The organism is Parabacteroides sp. MSK.9.14, assembly GCF_019041495.1.
Taxonomy (GTDB): Bacteria; Bacteroidota; Bacteroidia; order Bacteroidales; family Tannerellaceae; genus Parabacteroides; species Parabacteroides merdae.
In genome coordinates this window covers 33,540-49,545 of sequence record NZ_JAHPXO010000027.1, presented here as the reverse complement: position 1 = coordinate 49,545, position 16,006 = coordinate 33,540, and the positions used below count along the sequence as shown (strand labels likewise).

General features: G+C 47.6%; 14 protein-coding genes. All 14 read left to right on the top strand.

Going from position 1 to position 16,006, the window contains the following annotated elements; genetic code table 11:
- The first annotated feature begins 108 nt into the window (after positions 1–108).
- The 14 genes from ccsA (at position 109) to KTG12_RS14390 (ending at position 16,004) form a co-directional block, all read left to right on the top strand.
- Entirely contained in the window at positions 109–2,544 is a 2,436-nt protein-coding gene (gene ccsA / locus KTG12_RS14455; protein WP_155143816.1) for a cytochrome c biogenesis protein CcsA, read from the top strand.
- 117 nt (positions 2,545–2,661) lie between these two features.
- The gene (locus KTG12_RS14450) at positions 2,662–2,976 is read left to right on the top strand and encodes a hypothetical protein (RefSeq protein ID WP_005638302.1); all 315 of its coding nucleotides are present in this window, start codon (positions 2,662–2,664) and stop codon (positions 2,974–2,976) included.
- A gap of 39 nt (positions 2,977–3,015) precedes the next feature.
- Positions 3,016–4,032, top strand: a complete 1,017-nt coding sequence (locus KTG12_RS14445) for a dihydroxyacetone kinase subunit DhaK (protein ID WP_005638301.1) — start codon at positions 3,016–3,018, stop codon at positions 4,030–4,032.
- Between the two features lie 7 nt (positions 4,033–4,039).
- Positions 4,040–4,654, top strand: a complete 615-nt coding sequence (locus KTG12_RS14440; RefSeq protein WP_005642806.1) for a DAK2 domain-containing protein — start codon at positions 4,040–4,042, stop codon at positions 4,652–4,654.
- Positions 4,655–4,698: 44 nt separating this feature from the next.
- Positions 4,699–5,571 (top strand): 3-hydroxy-5-phosphonooxypentane-2,4-dione thiolase, encoded by an 873-nt coding sequence (gene lsrF, locus KTG12_RS14435; protein ID WP_155143812.1) that lies wholly within the window; start codon positions 4,699–4,701, stop codon positions 5,569–5,571.
- A 33-nt stretch (positions 5,572–5,604) separates the two neighbouring features.
- Positions 5,605–6,492 carry a hypothetical protein gene (locus KTG12_RS14430; protein ID WP_075964522.1) on the top strand — a complete coding sequence of 296 codons (888 nt, stop codon included), beginning with the start codon at positions 5,605–5,607 and terminating at the stop codon, positions 6,490–6,492.
- Between the two features lie 1,093 nt (positions 6,493–7,585).
- Positions 7,586–9,508 carry a UDP-N-acetylglucosamine 4,6-dehydratase family protein gene (locus KTG12_RS14425; RefSeq protein WP_215668023.1) on the top strand — a complete coding sequence of 641 codons (1,923 nt, stop codon included), beginning with the start codon at positions 7,586–7,588 and terminating at the stop codon, positions 9,506–9,508.
- A gap of 33 nt (positions 9,509–9,541) precedes the next feature.
- Entirely contained in the window at positions 9,542–9,838 is a 297-nt protein-coding gene (locus KTG12_RS14420; protein WP_155143802.1) for a nucleotidyltransferase family protein, read from the top strand.
- Positions 9,839–9,963: 125 nt separating this feature from the next.
- Entirely contained in the window at positions 9,964–10,254 is a 291-nt protein-coding gene (locus tag KTG12_RS14415; RefSeq protein ID WP_075964525.1) for a nucleotidyltransferase domain-containing protein, read from the top strand.
- Between the two features lie 36 nt (positions 10,255–10,290).
- Entirely contained in the window at positions 10,291–11,331 is a 1,041-nt protein-coding gene (locus tag KTG12_RS14410) for an endonuclease/exonuclease/phosphatase family protein (protein ID WP_155143799.1), read from the top strand.
- A 15-nt stretch (positions 11,332–11,346) separates the two neighbouring features.
- Positions 11,347–12,648 (top strand): nucleotide sugar dehydrogenase, encoded by a 1,302-nt coding sequence (locus KTG12_RS14405; RefSeq protein WP_122115685.1) that lies wholly within the window; start codon positions 11,347–11,349, stop codon positions 12,646–12,648.
- Positions 12,649–12,651: 3 nt separating this feature from the next.
- A complete protein-coding gene (locus KTG12_RS14400; RefSeq protein ID WP_155143796.1) occupies positions 12,652–13,710 on the top strand; it encodes an NAD-dependent epimerase/dehydratase family protein in 1,059 nt (352 codons plus the stop codon).
- A 25-nt stretch (positions 13,711–13,735) separates the two neighbouring features.
- Complete coding sequence (locus tag KTG12_RS14395) at positions 13,736–14,785, top strand: polysaccharide biosynthesis protein (RefSeq protein ID WP_155143793.1); 1,050 nt, start codon at positions 13,736–13,738, stop codon at positions 14,783–14,785.
- Between the two features lie 10 nt (positions 14,786–14,795).
- Positions 14,796–16,004, top strand: coding sequence for a capsular polysaccharide biosynthesis protein CapF (locus tag KTG12_RS14390; RefSeq protein ID WP_155143790.1), 1,209 nt, complete (start codon positions 14,796–14,798; stop codon positions 16,002–16,004).
- The last annotated feature ends 2 nt before the right edge of the window (positions 16,005–16,006 follow it).

Genomic DNA, 16,006 nt, shown 5'->3' with positions numbered 1-16,006 from the left:
TCTATCAACTAATAGAGGACACAGATGTGGCAGATTGCCACCGGTTATTTCATCAAACGATTAATCTGCGTACATTTGCCGCATCTGTGAACTCTAATAAAAAAGTAAATGAAAACAAATCTCGAAAGATTTTTCTCCTCCTTTGTAACGACGATCGTCCTGTTACTGATTTATGCCTTTGGCCTGGCTGTTGCCACTTTCATCGAAAAGTATCACGGTACAGCGACAGCCAAAGCAATGGTTTATTATTCCCCCCTGTTTTTTCTGCTCCAATTCCTTTTAGTCGTTAATTTTATTGCGGCTACGATCAAACACCAATACCTGAAACGCGGCAAATGGGGACTGATGCTGACTCATTTCGCCTTTATCATCATCCTTCTCGGCGCCTTGACCTCTTTCCTTTTCGGCGAAGAAGGAATTTTGCATCTGCGTGAAGGGGAGACAAGCAACCAGATTGCTGTCCGCACTTCCGATAACACGACCTTTCATACCCTGCCTTTTTCCGTTGAACTGAAGAAATTCACCTTAACCCGCTATCCCGGTTCCGCCAGTCCCTCTTCCTACGAGAGTGAAGTGATCGTCCATGTGGATGGGGAAGACCGCGAAGAGCGGATCTTTATGAATAACGTATTGGATGTAAAAGGCTACCGTTTCTTCCAGGCCTCCTATGACCAGGACGAACACGGGACCATCCTTTCCGTCAACCGCGACGTGGCGGGGCGGAACATCACCTACACCGGATATCTGTTGCTGGTCATCGGCCTGATCCTTTGCCTGGTCGGTAAGGATTCCCGCTTTATGCGTCAGAGCCGCCGCCTGAAAGAATTGCGCAAGGCGACCAACGTAACGGTCCTGTTGCTTGCGCTCCTTGCCGTACCCCTGTCCGTAAATGCCGGCGGGAAGGCTTCCCCGATGCTCGATGCCGTGCAGAAATATGCGGTGAGCCCGGAACATGCTGCCCTCTTCGGAGCCCTTCCGATCCAGTCGGGTAGCGGCCGTATGATGCCGGTCAATACCTTCTCTTCGGAGATTCTACGTAAGCTCCATAAGTCGGATAAGATCGGTCAGTTGAACTCTGACCAGTTCCTTTTGAGCCTTTTAGCCATGCCCGATATGTGGATGCGCGTTCCCTTTATCGCCCTGTCCAATCCGGAGTTGGCCGCCTATTATGACCTGACGGACGGCGAGTGCGCCTATATCCAGGCCTTCGACAGTAACGGCAACTACAAACTGCAAGAGAAGCTGGAAGAAGCCTATAACAAGATGCCTGCCCAGCGTACGCGTTTCGACAAGGACCTGATGAAACTGGACGAGCAGTTGAACATCTTCCATCAGCTGATCAATCACCAGATGCTGAACCTTTTTCCGAAAGAAGACGACCCGAATCATAAATGGTATGCACCCGGCGACGACCTCTCTGCCTTTACCGGCAAAGACTCCATGTTCGTATCCCGTATTTTCGACTGGTATTTAGGTGAAGTGCAGGAGGGCTTGAAGAGCGGCGATTGGGCGAAAGCCGATGAAGTGGTCGGCATGATCGACACCTACCAGCAAGCCAAGAACAAGACACTCGATATCAGTCCGAAGCGCATGCAGGCCGAATTGAAATATAACAAGATGGATGTTTTCCGTTATTGCAAGATCGGCTATCTGGTCTTGGGCGGACTGTTGTTGGTCCTTTCTTTCGCGATGCTGTTCCGCCGGACCCGCTGGATGAAGGTTGCCGTATGGCTGTTAGGAGCCGGCGTACTGGTCGTCTTCCATTATCATATGTTCGGAATGGGGATGCGCTGGTATATCGGTGGCTATGCTCCCTGGAGCAATTCCTACGAGACGATGGTCTATGTGGGATGGGCGACTGTCCTTGCTGGACTGTTGTTCGTGCGCCGTAGTACGATCACTTTCGCGCTGGCCACCCTGTTCGGCGGTATCATCCTCTTCGTTTCCGGTCTGAACTGGATGGACCCTGAGATCAATCCGCTCGTACCGGTCCTGAAATCGCCGTGGCTGATGTTCCATGTGGCGGTCATTGTTGCCGCTTACGGCTTTTTCGGTATCAGTTGCCTGATCGGGCTGACCAATATGGTGATGATGTCCGTCGCCGGAAAGAAGAACAAAGAGATATTGAAAGCCCGTATCACCGAACTGAGTATTGTGGGTGAGATGGCGTTGTGGGTAGGGCTTGCCCTGATGACTGTCGGCACTTTCCTCGGTGCTGTCTGGGCGAATGAGTCCTGGGGCCGTTATTGGGGGTGGGACCCGAAGGAGACCTGGGCGCTGATCACGATGGTCGTCTATGCCGTAGTGACTCATCTCCACTTGGTGAAACGCTGGAATAGTCTTTGGTTGTTCAATCTGGCATCCGTGATCGCGTTCGCTTCCGTGCTGATGACTTTCTTCGGTGTCAATTATTTCCTGAGCGGAATGCATTCATACGGTCAAAATGATAATGTGCATGGAATATTCACCTATCTTTATATCGCCTTGGGGGTAGTCGTTATCTTGGCTGTCCTTTCGTACAGGAGATGGAAGACGAAGGTGTGAAACATATATGTTTTGAAAACGAAACACCGGTGTTTTGAATGCGAAACATCTATGTTTTGAGGTTGAGAGAACTGATAACGAATAAAAAATAGTACGAACACTTAAAATTAATTAGTCATGAGAACATTTAATCATGTCGGTATCGTAACGACAGAACAAGTAGAAGGGGCTATGTTTAACGAAGGCCTGAAAGTATGGTTGACAGACTATAGCAAAAGTCCGAATCGCATCGAATTCCTGAAATTCGAGGAAGGTAGCTGCCTGCCCGAACTGGTACAGAAACAGGGACACATTGCCTACACCGTTCCTTCTTTGGAGGAAGAGTTGAAAGGCAAGAAGGTGATCTTCGGCCCGGCCGTATGCGACGAACACCTGACGATCGCTTTCATCGAAGAAGAAGGTATCGCCATCGAAATCATGGAAATCAAATAATAACATTAATAACATACTTAAATAAAGGAGGAATATACCATGTCAGACATAAAGACAAAATTTATAAATGATCCCGAACAGATAACACCCGAATTGTTGGAAGGTTATGTATTGGCATATCCGGACCAGGTCAAGTTAGGTGGTGAAAACATCGTCGTACGTGCCAATCCGAAGAGCGAAGACAAAGTGGCTATCGTGACTTTGGGCGGTTCCGGTCATGAACCCGCATTGAGCGGATTCGTAGGCGAAGGTATGCTGGACTGCTCTGTCGTGGGCGACATCTTTGCCGCTCCCGGTGCACAGCGTCTGTTCCAGGCTTTGCAGCTGATGAAGCGTGAAGCCGGTATCCTGTTGGTTGTCCTGAACCACTCTGGCGACGTGATGAGTGCGAACATGGCTTGCCAGTTGGCAGAACGTGTAGGCATCAAGGTGAAACAAGTGCTGACTCACGACGATATCAGCGCCGGTATCGGTGCCGACATCAACGACCGTCGCGGCTTGGCCGGTTGTGTGCCTTTGTATAAAATATTAGGTGCTGCAGCCGAAGAAGGCAAGACGCTTGACGAGCTGGTCGAAATCGCCGAACGCTATAACAACAACGTCGCTACTCTAGCCGTTGCCATGCGCTCTTGTACGCATCCGCAGAATGGTGGTACGATCACCGACCTGCCCCAGGGCATCATGGAGATCGGTATGGGACAGCACGGCGAAGGCGGTGGCGGACAGAAACCGCTTGTATCTGCCGACGATACGGCTGCCGAGATGGTAGATCTGCTTTGCCAGCAGCTCAAGCCGAAGGCTGGCGACAAGATGATGCTTATCATCAACGGCGTAGGAGCGACTACCCACATGGAGTTGAACATCATCTTCCGTAAGGCCTACAAGGAACTGGAAGCCCGTGGCCTCCAGGTTGTCGTAAGCCGCATCCAGGAAATCCTGACCGTACAGGAACAGGCCGGTTTCCAGATGATCATGGCTATCCTCGACGAAGATCATATCGACTATCTGAAGAACAAACGTGCTGATGCACCTTACTGGACAACAATCGGTAAATAAACGAGATATGAAACAACTGACTATCGAAAACTTCAAGGCGATGCTCGACAACGCCTTGAAGAACATCAAAGAACGCGAAGACGAATTTTCTAAACTGGACGCCGTTATCGGTGACGGCGACCACGGTCAGGCAATCGTGACAGCCATGTCCGCTATCGTGGCTACGGCCCAGAAAGGAACGGAGTTCAAAACCATGCTGAACGATATGGGTTTTGACGTCATGTTGCAGGTAAGCGGTTCCACCAGTACGCTGTTGGGGGCTTTCTTCTTAGGTATGAGCGACCATGCTTCCGGTACGGAACTGGATGCCGCCGGAGTGAAAGCCATGTTTGCCGGCGGTCTTGCCAACGTGCAGAAACAGACGAAAGCCCAGAAAGGCGACAAGACCATGATGGACGCCCTGATCCCGGCTGTGGAAGCGATCCAGGCATGTCCTTCGGACGATATCAAGGAAATCCTCGAAGCCGGAGCGAAAGCTGCCCTTGCCGGTGCTGCTTCGACCGTAGAAATGAAAGCCAACTTCGGCCGTGCCCGTAATTACGGCGAACGCTCCGTCGGTTATGCCGACAGCGGTGCTACCTCTTGGAGCTGCATGTTCGAATCGTTCGCACAAGCGCTTTGAGAAATTAAGAATTAAGAATTAAAAATTAAGAAAGGAAAAAAGCTATGGCAGATATGGATGGGTTCAGAGAAGCGAATAATTTCGGCTTCGGACAAACTTCCCAATTCGACAATTTTCATGTAAAAGGTGCGTCTAACTACTCTTGGGGTATGAAAGACCGCCTCTCTCGTATCTTCAACCCGAAAACAGGCCGTGCCGTCATGTTGGCATTCGACCACGGGTTTATCATGGGTCCGACTTCAGGTTTGGAACGTATCGACCTGAATATCGTTCCCCTCGTACAATATGCCGACTGTATCATGTGTACGCGCGGTATCTTGCAGACTTCCATTCCCGCTAACATCAACAAACCCGTTTGCCTCCGTTCGGATGCCGGTTCGACGATCCTGACCGAGCTGAACCGCAACGTCCTGATCGATATCGAAGATGCGATCCGCTACAACGCCTCCGCCATGGCCGTTATGTTCTCTGCCGGCGACGGCGAACAGGAAGCCCTCACGGCAGCCAACCTTGTCGAAGCAGTCGACCTGGGCAACCGCTACGGTATCCCCGTCATGGGTGTGACGGCTGTCGGCAAACAGATGGCACGCGACTCCCGCTACTTCGCACTCGCTTCACGCGTATGTGCCGAAAACGGAGCCTCCATCGTGAAGACCTACTACTGCGAAGGCTTCGAGAAAGTAGCCGCCTCCTGTCCGGTTCCCGTTGTGATCGCCGGCGGAAAGAAACTGCCCGAAAAGGAAGCACTCGAACTCTGCTACAACGCTGTCAACGACGGTGCAGCCGGTGTCGATATGGGACGCAACGTCTTCCAGAGTGAAAACCCGGCCGCGATGATCCAAGCCGTCCACGCTGTCGTTCACGAAGGCCTGACACCTGAACAGGGTTTCGAAATGTTCAAGGATTTACAGAAATGATGAGCCGATCGATTCATTGATAAATTATTAAGTATGCATAAGCTATTTACATACCTCTGTTCCGCACTGTTGTTGGTGACCGCTACCTCTTGCGAGAAGAAGACAGAAAAATTGCTGTTGGGCGGTTCCGGCTGGAACAAGATCGTGATCATCGACAAGGACACCAAGCAGATAGAGTGGGAGCATCCCCTTGAAAAAGGCTGGGAATGCAACTCGGCAGTCGCCACCCCCGACGGAAACATCCTCTTCGCCTATGCCAGGGGAGCGAAACTGATCGACCGCAATCACCGGGAGATATGGAACATTGCCGCCCCCGATACCTGCGAGATGCAGACCGCCCGCGTGTTGCCCGACGGCAACTACCTCTTGGGTTGGGTAGGCCATCCGGCCGTTATCATGGAAGTGAGCCCGGCAGGCGATATCCTGTCGCGTACCGAATACGAGACAGGCATCGACCATCCGCACGCCCAGTTCCGCCAACTGAACAAGAATGCCCGCGGCAACTACCTGATGCCCCTCTTTGCCACCTCCGACGTGCGCGAGCTCTCTCCTGAAGGCGAAGTGGTGAAGATCACCCGCCTCGAAGGAACGCCTTTCACCACATTGGAGTTGGACGGTGGTAACTATTGGGTAGCCTGTGGCGACGGTCATTCCCTGATGGAAGTGAACCTCGACAACGGCGAAGTGGCCCGTCGCTTCGGTGAAAACGATATCGATGGCGTCCGCCTGTTCTTCGTTGCCGGACTGCTTCCGGCAAAGGATGGCGGCCTGTACGTCTGCAACTGGCAAGGACACGACAAGAATGCCGTAGAGGCCAAGAGCCCCCAGGTATTCGAGATCAACGATAAAGGAGAAGTTATCTGGAGTCTGAACGACAACGGAAAGTTCGGTATGATTTCTACGATTAGCACGATAGAATAAAGAAGACCTTCTCTTTTGCTTTTTCAGGGCGGTGTTGTCAAAACAGCCTTGTTCCCGCGTCAGCGTGGGAGACAAGTACGTTTTGACGATACCGCCCTAATTCGTATCCATACGTAATCCCCTTTTCCTGCCCCTCCGAAAAGAAGAACGAAACCATCCCCCATACGAAACTCCCACAACAAAAAAATGACTACCGAAAACGTACGTTTTTTTTAGTCATTTTATTTATAAAAGATTGTTAACCGTTGGTTTTCAAGAAACGACGTCTTATCGGATCGATCAGATTGATAAACAGAAAAATAAAAGACAAACAAAGTTTTCTGATTTCAAATATTTTAAGTATATTTGCTCCGTCAAAATGACTACCGAAAACGTACGTTTTCATTAGTCATTTTGAAGATGCTTAATCTTCATGTAGTCAGAACGTTATGTCTTCATTTCTTATGGGACTGACGGACTTTTGTATAGGGTAGATTGAATGTTAATTAGTTTAAAATCAGCGTTTTACCGAAAACGGTTAACAAAGAAAAAAGCAAAAACGATCATCTTTCCTTTTCAAACGGCAGAATAAAGAGCAAGCAGAATAATTTTATTTAGAAATAGTCTAAATAAAATTTGAAATAAAACTTTTTCAATAAATAAAGATAATCAATCGGTATATGATCGGTGAAAAACGGTATGTATCCGCTTGTGATAAAAAGAAAAATATTCTTGTGAATATAAGTTTAAATTTGAATTGTCACGTGATTATCATATGTTTTTGAAAGATACTGGTACTGCCTATCAATTAGGCAGTTAAGATTATAAAAAAATGAATATCGAAGATTTTAAATATCTTTGTCTTACTGAAATAAAAATGTTATTTGTCGTCCGAAATAGGCGTTCTTCCGCCTATGATATTTTGTGCATCCCGCACAAAATATCATAGGCGTTCTTCCGCCTATGATATTTTGTGCATCCCGCACAAAATATCACAATTTCTAAACGATTTAATGACATTTATCTCGGGAGATCGGTGCCAAAGCAAGTCAAGTACGTTACCCATTAATGGGACTGACGAGCTTTCGTGTGGAACTATTAATACTTTAATTATATGAAAATCAACTATTTATTATCGAGGCTGACGCGGGAAAAGTACATTAACCGATGGGTAATTCTTTTGATAGACCTGTTCCTTTCTGTTTTTTCGACCGTCACATCCTTGGCTCTGATCAGTTACATTTTAGATTGCGATTATTCAAATCAGACAGTATTCAGCGTATTCCTGGCATCGGTCTGTTGCAGCCTTGTCAGTTTTTTTATATGCCAGACCTATAAAGGAATCATCCGTCACTCCGCTTTTACCGAGACCGGGCGTATCGCCATGGCCTCTTCCCTGAAAGGAGCGACCATCCTGCCGACCCTCTTTTTGATAACCGATGTTTTCACCTTCCGAGGCTTCCTGCTGGGAAGCATCATCGATTTCTTTCTCACCTTCTTTATCCTGACGATTTTCCGTGTCTTCCTCATTACCGCCTATACCTTTGTAGTGAGCAGCATGACATCCCGCAGCAAAGACAAAATCTTTATTTTCGGCTATGATAAATCCTATCCGTCACTCTTGAACGAAGCGTTCTTACGCGAAAACTCATCCTACCAGGTTGAAGGCTTTCTCCGTTTCGGAACTCGGATCTCCATGCGTATAGGCAACTATAAAGTCTATTTCATCTCCGACCAGGCCGAGTTCAACCGCCTGATGAACCTCCATAACATCAAGGCCATCCTCTTCACCGACTATAAGGTCGTCAAAGAAGAAAGCGAACGTCTGGTCCGTTTCTGCGAGAAGAAGAAGATCCGCATGTTGCTCCTGCCCTCCGTCGACGAGCTCCGTGGAGGCAAGATACAGTTGCACTCCCTTCCCGAAGTCCGTGTCGAAGACCTGTTAGGACGCGAAGAGATCCGCATCAACATGACCGAGATCGCCAATTCGTTGAAAGGCAAAGTCGTTTTGGTCACCGGAGCCGCCGGTTCCATCGGTAGCGAGCTCTGTCGCCAGCTCTGCCGGTTCGGCCTGAAGCAATTGGTCCTGTTCGACAGTGCCGAAACCCCGATGCACAACATCCGGTTGGAACTGGAAGAGAAATTTCCCGATGTCGAGTTCGTCCCCGTCATGGGAGATGTCCGCATGATCCACCGTGTCGAGAACGTCTACCAGCGTTTCCATCCCCATATCGTCTTCCATGCAGCCGCCTACAAGCATGTGCCCCTGATGGAAGAGAACCCCTGCGAAGCCGTCCATACGAATGTCTACGGTACGCGCAACGTGGCCGATATGGCAGTCAAATACGGAGTGGAGAAGTTCATCATGGTTTCGACCGACAAAGCCGTCAACCCAACCAACGTCATGGGTGCCTCCAAACGCCTGGCAGAGATGTACGTGCAAAGCCTGAGCGTCGCCATCAGCAAAGGCCGCTACCCCGGTAAGACCCGCTTCATCACCACCCGTTTCGGCAACGTCTTGGGAAGCAACGGATCCGTCATACCCCGTTTCCGCGAGCAGTTGGCAAAGGGCGGTCCCCTGACCGTCACCCATCCCGACATCATCCGCTACTTCATGACGATCCCCGAAGCCTGCCGTCTGGTCCTGGAAGCCGCCTTTATGGGCAAAGGCAACGAAATCTTCGTGTTCGACATGGGGACCCCCGTGAAGATAGCCGACCTGGCACGCCGCATGATCGAGCTTGCCGGCCTTGTCCCCGGTAAAGACATCGAGATCAAATACACCGGCCTCCGTCCGGGCGAAAAGCTCTACGAAGAACTCTTGGCAACCAAAGAAAACACCCTGCCTACAGAAAACGAAAAGATCTTCCGTGCCCAAGTCCGCGAATACGATTACGAAGACATCTGCACGGTCATCACCCCCCTGATCGATCTTGCAGTCCGAGTCGACAAGATGGGCACCGTCCGAATGATGAAAGGAATCGTCCCCGAGTTCAAAAGCAAGAATTCAGTCTACGAAGCTCTCGACAAAGAATAAAATCCTTATCTTTGCCTTTCAAGAATAGGAAATATGAGAACTACAGAAGAATATTTAAGTATACTGAGAGACAAAAAAGAATATTTGTTTCGTAAATATCAGATTAGCAATCTGGGTTTGTTCGGTTCTGTAGCCCGTCATGAGCAAAAGGTAGATAGTGACATTGATATTTATTATGAGAGTTCCAATATGACCCTGTTTACACTATGCCGTTTAAAATCGGAGCTTGAAAAACTCCTGGGCTGCTCTGTAGATTTGTTTCGTAAACGCGAATCTATAGCTGGAACCCGTATGGAAAAGTCAATAAAAAAGGATCTGATTTATGTATAGCGGAAAGAATTCATGTTATACAGGTTCATACTTCTCATATAAAGGATGGCAATGCGCAATAGCACCATCCGAATGATCAAAGAAATCGAATAAAAATTCCTATCTTTGTCACAAAAGAGTTCTGAATGCGTTTAAATTCGAAAGAAATACAGTCCATAGTCCGGATTGCCAAAGAAATCTATGGCGAGGATGTATCCGTCTACCTGTTCGGCTCCCGTACCGACGATACGAAACGAGGAGGCGATATCGATCTCTTGATCCGGACAGAATCTCCTAAAAAAGGAATATTGGACCGTATTCGGATGAAAGCCCGTCTGAAGCAAACATTAGGCGATCAGAAAATCGACATAATCGGCGATTACGAAAACTCCGCCGTCACCGTAGAAGCCCAAACAACAGGAATACGTTTGTTATGACAATGAATTCAGCCCGATAGCCTTGATTGGAAAAAGTTGAATAACTTTCTGCTTACATTTTTTGCGGTATTGTCCATCCTCTGTTTTCTCGGAGGCTGTTATGCCGATGGCGTATGTATCTGGCTATCCTTTCTGACATTGTCGATTTGGCCGATATTGGCAGGCAACCTGTTGTTGCTGCCGATACAATTATTCACCAAGAAGAAATGGAAAAGCATAGTTCCACTGTTGGCGGTCCTGCTTCACGCAGAATACCTGTCAGCCGTTTATCAACCCCCATATTGGAATAGACCGGCTGCCGTCCCACAAGAAGGAACCCCGCTGACCGTAGTCACCTACAACGCCAGCCATTTCTATTGGAACAAAAAGTACACCATGAACGAAGCCGCCGCTTATATCAAGAAGCAGCAACCCGATATCATCTGTTTCCAGGAAGCCCCCGATAACGGCTATTACCACCCGGACAGCATCCGGCAAGCCTTTGCCTATGCACCCTACCGGTCTATCAGCCGGCGCACGGACCATTCGCCCGTAGCGATCTATAGCCGCTATCCGATCCATCAGGTAAAGACAACCTATTACAAAAACTCCTGGAACATGTCAATGATAGCCGACATACGGATAAACGATCGCCACCTTCGTGTGATCAACAACCATTTCGAGACCACCAGCGTCAACGCCTATCGCGGCATCATCACCGCCCCCGGCAAGACCCTGAAAGTCCGTGTCAAAGCCGCCAAAGATTTGATTCTGAAAATGAAAGACAACTACCGGAAACGAGCCGATCAAGCCGATTCGATCCACGCCGAGATCGAGCGCTCCCCATATCCGGTCCTTGTCTGTGGCGACTTCAACGACACCCCCGCTTCCTACACCTACCGTCAGATCCGAAAAGGCCTGACAGACGGTTTCCGTGATTGCGGAAGCGGCTACCAATACACATTCCGGCAGTTATACAAACTCTGGCGCATCGACTACGTTTTCTATTCGAAACCGTTAAAAGGCCATGAATGCTACTCCCCGGAAAAATCTTATAGCGACCATAATATGGTTGTTTGGAAAGGAATAATGAATTAATTAAATCTATTTTGTATGAAAATTGCAATAGCAGGAACAGGTTATGTAGGTCTTAGTATAGCGACCCTTTTGGCTCAACACCATCAAGTGACTGCCGTGGATGTTATACCTGAGAAAGTGGATATGCTCAATCATAAGCAATCACCGATTCAAGATGAGTATATTGAAAAGTATTTGGCTGAAAAACCATTGGATTTGACAGCCACGCTCGATGGAGCAAAAGCCTATCGCGATGCAGACTTTGTCGTGATTGCGGCACCTACCAATTACGATCCAGTCAAGAACCATTTTGATACCCACCATATCGAAGAGGTGATCGATCTGGTGTTAAGTGTCAATCCCGATGCCGTCATGGTGATTAAATCCACCATTCCGGTAGGCTATTGCCGTAGCCTGTATGTCAAGTATGCAAGCAAGGGCATAAAGAAGTTCAACCTGCTGTTCTCTCCGGAGTTTCTCCGTGAAAGCAAAGCACTCTATGATAATCTTTACCCAAGCCGCATAATTGTAGGCACACCCAAGATAATCAGCAACGATCAGTTTGGAGAAGAGAACGAAGCGATCAAAGCCGTAGCCGATATCCCGGCATTGGAAAAGGCCGCCCATACATTCGCTTCTCTTTTGCAGGAAGGCGCTATCAAAGAAGACATCCCCACGCTTTTTATGGGAATGAAAGAAGCCGAAGCCGTCAAACTCTTTGCCAACACCTACCTTGCCCTTCGCGTAAGCTATTTCAATGAATTGGATACATACGCCGAAATGAAAGGTTTGGATTCAAAAGCAATCATCGAAGGCGTAGGCCTTGACCCCCGTATCGGAACGCACTACAACAATCCATCTTTCGGTTACGGTGGCTACTGCTTACCCAAAGACACGAAACAATTGCTCGCCAACTATCAAGACGTCCCCCAAAACATGATGTCAGCCATAGTGGAATCCAACAAGACCCGTAAGGACTACATAGCAGATGCTGTGCTGCGTAAAGCGGGATATTATGCTGAAAACGGTCAGTGGGATGCAAGCAAGGAACAGAATTGTGTCATCGGTGTATACCGTTTGACGATGAAATCCAATTCGGACAACTTCCGTCAGTCAGCCATTCAAGGTATCATGAAGCGCATCAAAGCAAAAGGTGCGGAAGTGATCATTTATGAGCCGACCCTTGAAGACGGCACCACATTCTTTGGTAGTAAAATCGTTAACAACCTTGATGAATTCAAGCTACAGAGCAAGGCCATCATTGCCAATCGTTTTGACGACTGCCTGAAAGATGTGGAAAGTAAAGTCTATACGCGAGATATTTTCAGAAGAGATTAAGATATGGTAGAGTATAATGTAAAACTTGAAGGTAAGACAGTCCTTGTGACAGGTGCCGCCGGTTTTATCGGTAGCAACCTTGTCAAGCGTCTTTTTCAGGATGTTCAGAACATCAAAGTTATCGGTATAGACTCTATCACCGACTACTATGATGTCAACATCAAATATGAACGCCTGAAAGAAATCGAGTCATTGAATCGTGATTGGACATTTGTGCATGCATCTATAGCCGATAAAGACGTAGTAGAAAAGATATTCACGGAAAATGATATTGCAGTTGTTGTGAATCTTGCAGCCCAAGCAGGAGTCCGTTATAGCATCACTAACCCCGATGCCTATATCCAAAGCAACCTCATAGGCTTCTACAACATACTCGAAACCTGTCGCCACCACGAAGTGGAACATCTCGTCTATGCCTCTTCTTCATCTGTGTATGGCAGCAATAAGAAAGTACCCTATTCAACAGACGATAAGGTCGATAACCCGGTCTCTCTTTATGCTGCCACCAAGAAAAGCAATGAACTTATGGCTCATGCCTACTCTAAGCTATACAACATACCATCAACAGGTCTGCGTTTCTTTACCGTTTACGGTCCGGCCGGCCGTCCCGATATGGCTTACTTTAGCTTCACCGATAAACTCGTGAAAGGCGGAACCATCAAGATTTTCAACTACGGCAATTGCAAACGCGACTTCACCTATGTGGATGATATCGTAGAAGGCGTTGTCCGCATAATGCAGCACGCTCCAGAAAAGCAGAATGGTGAAGATGGGTTGCCAATACCTCCGTACAAGGTGTATAACATCGGCAACAGCCACCCTGAAAACCTACTTGAGTTTGTAACCATCCTCCAAGAAGAGCTTCTCCGTGCAGGAGTACTTCCCGAAAACTACGACTTCGAAGCACATAAAGAACTTGTACCAATGCAGCCGGGCGATGTACCTGTAACTTATGCAGATACAACACCTTTGGAGCAAGACTTTGGTTTTAAACCAAACACAAGTCTGAGGGAAGGTTTGAGGCATTTTACCGAGTGGTATGTGCGGTATTATAAAAAATGAAGTTAAACAAGTGAAATATAAAACAATGAGCATTTTTGCAGGCAAAACCCTTATGATTACCGGTGGAACAGGTTCTTTTGGTAATGCAGTATTAAATCGTTTTCTTCGTACGGATATCGGTGAAATCCGTATTTTCTCACGTGATGAAAAGAAACAAGACGATATGCGTCATGAATATCAGTCCAAGTATCCGGATGTTGCAAACAAGATAAAGTTCTTTATTGGCGATGTACGCGATATTCAATCATGCCGTAACGCAATGCCGGGTGTTGACTATATATTCCATGCAGCCGCATTGAAACAAGTTCCGAGTTGCGAATTCTTCCCGATGGAAGCAGTAAAAACGAATGTAATCGGTACAGACAATATTTTGACCGCAGCCATCGAAGCAGGCGTTGGAGCCGTAATCTGTCTTTCGACAGACAAGGCAGCCTATCCCATCAATGCCATGGGTATCTCCAAGGCTATTGAAGAAAAGGTAGCAGTAGCAAAGTCTCGTTACTCCGGCAAGACAAAAATATGCTGTACCCGCTATGGCAATGTCATGTGTTCCCGTGGTTCTGTCATCCCTCTTTGGATAGACCAGATTCGCAACGGTAATCCTATAACCCTTACCGAACCGAAAATGACTCGTTTCATCATGTCTTTGGAAGAAGCCGTAGACCTCGTGCTTTTCGCCTTTGAACATGGTCAGAACGGAGATATTCTTGTTCAGAAAGCACCGGCTTGTACCATCCAGATTCAGGCAGAAGCAGTCTGCGAGTTGTTCGGAGGCAAGAAAGAAGACATCAAGGTCATTGGCATCCGTCATGGCGAAAAGATGTACGAAACATTGCTCACAAAAGAAGAATGTGCCAAAGCAGAAGATATGGGTAACTTCTACCGTGTCCCGGCCGACAACCGCGGTTTGAACTACGACAAGTATTTTAAGGAAGGTGATACGAAACGTTCCGAAGTTGACGAGTTTAATTCCAATAATGCCTATCTTCTTAGTCTTGAGGAAACCAAGGCGAAGATTGCATCATTAGATTATATCAAGAAAGAATTAAGCGGTGAAGGCAACTTCATTCAGTAATAATCGAAGTATGAAGATTTTAGTTACAGGAGCCAAAGGTTTTGTTGGTAAGAACCTTTGTGCCCAACTTAATAATATCAAGGACGGTAAAGCACGCTGTTATGGCGACTTGAAGATCGACGAGGTTTTTGAGTACGATCTTGACTCTATGCCCGAACAGCTTGACGCATGGTGTAAGGAGTGTGACTTCGTTTTTAATTTGGCAGGTGTCAACCGTCCCAAAGATAACGACGAGTTCATGAAAGGCAACTTCGGCTTTGCTTCCACATTGCTCGACACTTTGAAGAAGCACGGCAATAATTGTTCGGTCATGCTCTCCAGCTCTCAGCAAGCATCCTTGACCGGTCGTTTCGGCAACAGCGAATACGGCAGAAGTAAGAAAGCAGGCGAAGACCTCTTTCTTGAATATGGGAAGGAAACCGGAGCTAAGGTCTTGGTCTATCGTTTTCCTAACCTCTACGGCAAGTGGTGTAGGCCCAATTACAATTCAGCCGTTGCCACATTCTGCAACAACATCGCCAATGACTTGCCTATTACAGTCAACGACCCAAGTGTGGAACTCGAACTGCTCTATATCGATGACCTTGTTGACGAAATGATTCACGCGTTAAAGGGTGAAGAACATCATTGTGAGTTTGACGGCTTGGAAGTGATCCCTTCAGCCGAAGGTCGCTATTGTTACTGTCCTGTCACGCACAAGGCGACACTCGGTGAGATTGTAGACCTGCTCCATCAGTTTGCGGATATGCCCAAGACACTGATGATACCCGAAATCCCCGCAGATTCTTTTGCCAAACGTCTTTACAGTACATTCCTTTCATATTTACCGAAGGAAAAGGCTATCTTTGATTTGAAAATGAATGTTGACAGTCGAGGTTCATTTACAGAACTTGTCCACACGTTGAATTGCGGACAGGTCAGCATCAACATCTCAAAGCCGGGTATCACGAAAGGCGAACATTGGCACAACACCAAGTGGGAACAATTCATCGTAGTAAGCGGTCATGGACTTATTCAGCTCCGTAAGGAAGGAACAGACGAAATACTTAACTACGAGGTGAGCGGTGATAAGATTCAATCAGTCATCATGCTCCCCGGTTATACCCACAACATCATCAACCTTTCAGAAACAGAAGATTTGGTGACTGTTATGTATTGCAATGAGATATTTGACCCGAATAAGCCGGATACTTATTTCGATAAAGTAGAACAGAAATAAAG

What these genes read in the sequence shown, in the direction of transcription:
- KTG12_RS14420 (WP_155143802.1), top strand. Translation starts at nt 9,542, where the DNA reads ATGAGAACTACAGAAGAATATTTAAGTATACTGAGAGACAAAAAAGAA.
- KTG12_RS14390 (WP_155143790.1), top strand. Translation starts at nt 14,796, where the DNA reads ATGAAGATTTTAGTTACAGGAGCCAAAGGTTTTGTTGGTAAGAACCTT.
- KTG12_RS14395 (WP_155143793.1), top strand. Translation starts at nt 13,736, where the DNA reads ATGAGCATTTTTGCAGGCAAAACCCTTATGATTACCGGTGGAACAGGT.
- lsrF (WP_155143812.1), top strand. Translation starts at nt 4,699, where the DNA reads ATGGCAGATATGGATGGGTTCAGAGAAGCGAATAATTTCGGCTTCGGA.
- KTG12_RS14425 (WP_215668023.1), top strand. Translation starts at nt 7,586, where the DNA reads ATGAAAATCAACTATTTATTATCGAGGCTGACGCGGGAAAAGTACATT.
- KTG12_RS14440 (WP_005642806.1), top strand. Translation starts at nt 4,040, where the DNA reads ATGAAACAACTGACTATCGAAAACTTCAAGGCGATGCTCGACAACGCC.
- KTG12_RS14405 (WP_122115685.1), top strand. Translation starts at nt 11,347, where the DNA reads ATGAAAATTGCAATAGCAGGAACAGGTTATGTAGGTCTTAGTATAGCG.
- KTG12_RS14445 (WP_005638301.1), top strand. Translation starts at nt 3,016, where the DNA reads ATGTCAGACATAAAGACAAAATTTATAAATGATCCCGAACAGATAACA.
- ccsA (WP_155143816.1), top strand. Translation starts at nt 109, where the DNA reads ATGAAAACAAATCTCGAAAGATTTTTCTCCTCCTTTGTAACGACGATC.
- KTG12_RS14430 (WP_075964522.1), top strand. Translation starts at nt 5,605, where the DNA reads ATGCATAAGCTATTTACATACCTCTGTTCCGCACTGTTGTTGGTGACC.
- KTG12_RS14415 (WP_075964525.1), top strand. Translation starts at nt 9,964, where the DNA reads ATGCGTTTAAATTCGAAAGAAATACAGTCCATAGTCCGGATTGCCAAA.
- KTG12_RS14450 (WP_005638302.1), top strand. Translation starts at nt 2,662, where the DNA reads ATGAGAACATTTAATCATGTCGGTATCGTAACGACAGAACAAGTAGAA.
- KTG12_RS14400 (WP_155143796.1), top strand. Translation starts at nt 12,652, where the DNA reads ATGGTAGAGTATAATGTAAAACTTGAAGGTAAGACAGTCCTTGTGACA.